Source organism: Streptococcus sp. 2100, assembly GCF_013276335.1.
Lineage (GTDB): Bacteria > Bacillota > Bacilli > Lactobacillales > Streptococcaceae > Streptococcus > Streptococcus pseudopneumoniae.
Map to the genome: position 1 here is coordinate 1 of NZ_VMKV01000043.1, position 2,500 is coordinate 2,500.

At 50.4% G+C, this 2,500-nt stretch carries 1 tRNA gene and 2 rRNA genes (1 of these 3 cut by a window edge); all 3 read left to right on the plus strand.

From position 1 onward, the window contains the following. Positions 1 to 67: 67 nt before the first annotated feature. Positions 68 to 1,613, plus strand: a 16S ribosomal RNA gene (locus HT669_RS07070). A 51-nt stretch (positions 1,614 to 1,664) separates the two neighbouring features. Next, positions 1,665 to 1,737: transfer RNA gene (locus HT669_RS07075), tRNA-Ala, on the plus strand. A 124-nt stretch (positions 1,738 to 1,861) separates the two neighbouring features. Continuing rightward, positions 1,862 to 2,500: ribosomal RNA gene (locus tag HT669_RS07080) — 23S ribosomal RNA — on the plus strand; it runs 2,263 nt beyond the window's last position. Together the 16S and 23S rRNA genes with 1 tRNA gene alongside form the textbook arrangement of a ribosomal RNA operon.

The window sequence follows — 2,500 nt, forward strand, 5'->3', positions numbered from 1 at the left end:
GTTGTAGTACTGAACAATGAAAAAACAATAAATCTGTCAGTGACAGAAATGAGTGAGAACTCAAACTTTTAATGAGAGTTTGATCCTGGCTCAGGACGAACGCTGGCGGCGTGCCTAATACATGCAAGTAGAACGCTGAAGGAGGAGCTTGCTTCTCTGGATGAGTTGCGAACGGGTGAGTAACGCGTAGGTAACCTGCCTGGTAGCGGGGGATAACTATTGGAAACGATAGCTAATACCGCATAAGAGTAGATGTTGCATGACATTTGCTTAAAAGGTGCAAATGCATCACTACCAGATGGACCTGCGTTGTATTAGCTAGTTGGTGGGGTAAGGGCTTACCAAGGCGACGATACATAGCCGACCTGAGAGGGTGATCGGCCACACTGGGACTGAGACACGGCCCAGACTCCTACGGGAGGCAGCAGTAGGGAATCTTCGGCAATGGACGGAAGTCTGACCGAGCAACGCCGCGTGAGTGAAGAAGGTTTTCGGATCGTAAAGCTCTGTTGTAAGAGAAGAACGAGTGTGAGAGTGGAAAGTTCACACTGTGACGGTATCTTACCAGAAAGGGACGGCTAACTACGTGCCAGCAGCCGCGGTAATACGTAGGTCCCGAGCGTTGTCCGGATTTATTGGGCGTAAAGCGAGCGCAGGCGGTTGGATAAGTCTGAAGTTAAAGGCTGTGGCTTAACCATAGTAGGCTTTGGAAACTGTTTAACTTGAGTGCAAGAGGGGAGAGTGGAATTCCATGTGTAGCGGTGAAATGCGTAGATATATGGAGGAACACCGGTGGCGAAAGCGGCTCTCTGGCTTGTAACTGACGCTGAGGCTCGAAAGCGTGGGGAGCAAACAGGATTAGATACCCTGGTAGTCCACGCCGTAAACGATGAGTGCTAGGTGTTAGACCCTTTCCGGGGTTTAGTGCCGCAGCTAACGCATTAAGCACTCCGCCTGGGGAGTACGACCGCAAGGTTGAAACTCAAAGGAATTGACGGGGGCCCGCACAAGCGGTGGAGCATGTGGTTTAATTCGAAGCAACGCGAAGAACCTTACCAGGTCTTGACATCCCTCTGACCGCTCTAGAGATAGAGCTTTCCTTCGGGACAGAGGTGACAGGTGGTGCATGGTTGTCGTCAGCTCGTGTCGTGAGATGTTGGGTTAAGTCCCGCAACGAGCGCAACCCCTATTGTTAGTTGCCATCATTCAGTTGGGCACTCTAGCGAGACTGCCGGTAATAAACCGGAGGAAGGTGGGGATGACGTCAAATCATCATGCCCCTTATGACCTGGGCTACACACGTGCTACAATGGCTGGTACAACGAGTCGCAAGCCGGTGACGGCAAGCTAATCTCTTAAAGCCAGTCTCAGTTCGGATTGTAGGCTGCAACTCGCCTACATGAAGTCGGAATCGCTAGTAATCGCGGATCAGCACGCCGCGGTGAATACGTTCCCGGGCCTTGTACACACCGCCCGTCACACCACGAGAGTTTGTAACACCCGAAGTCGGTGAGGTAACCGTAAGGAGCCAGCCGCCTAAGGTGGGATAGATGATTGGGGTGAAGTCGTAACAAGGTAGCCGTATCGGAAGGTGCGGCTGGATCACCTCCTTTCTAAGGATAAGGAACTGCGCATTGGTCTTGTTTAGTCTTGAGAGGTCTTGTGGGGCCTTAGCTCAGCTGGGAGAGCGCCTGCTTTGCACGCAGGAGGTCAGCGGTTCGATTCCGCTAGGCTCCATTGGTGAGAGATCACCAAGTAATGCACATTGAAAATTGAATATCTATATCAAATAGTAACAAGAAAATAAACCGAAAACGCTGTAGTATTAATAAGAGTTTATGACTGAAAGGTCAGAAAATAAGGTTAAGTTAATAAGGGCGCACGGTGGATGCCTTGGCACTAGGAGCCGAAGAAGGACGTGACAAACGACGATATGCCTTGGGTAGCTGTAAGTGAGCGATGATCCAGGGATTTCCGAATGGGGGAACCCAACAGGTACTACCTGTTACCCGCATCTGTTAAGGATGTGAGGAGGAAGACGCAGTGAACTGAAACATCTAAGTAGCTGCAGGAAGAGAAAGCAAAAGCGATTGCCTTAGTAGCGGCGAGCGAAACGGCAGGAGGGCAAACCGAAGAGTTTACTCTTCGGGGTTGTAGGACTGCAATGTGGACTCAAAGATTATAGAAGAATGATTTGGGAAGATCAGCCAAAGAGAGTAATAGCCTCGTATTTAAAATAGTCTTTGTACCTAGCAGTATCCTGAGTACGGCGGGACACGTGAAATCCCGTCGGAATCTGGGAGGACCATCTCCCAACCCTAAATACTCCCTAGTGACCGATAGTGAACCAGTACCGTGAGGGAAAGGTGAAAAGCACCCCGGGAGGGGAGTGAAATAGAACCTGAAACCGTGTGCCTACAACAAGTTCGAGCCCGTTAATGGGTGAGAGCGTGCCTTTTGTAGAATGAACCGGCGAGTTACGTTATGATGCGAGGTTAAG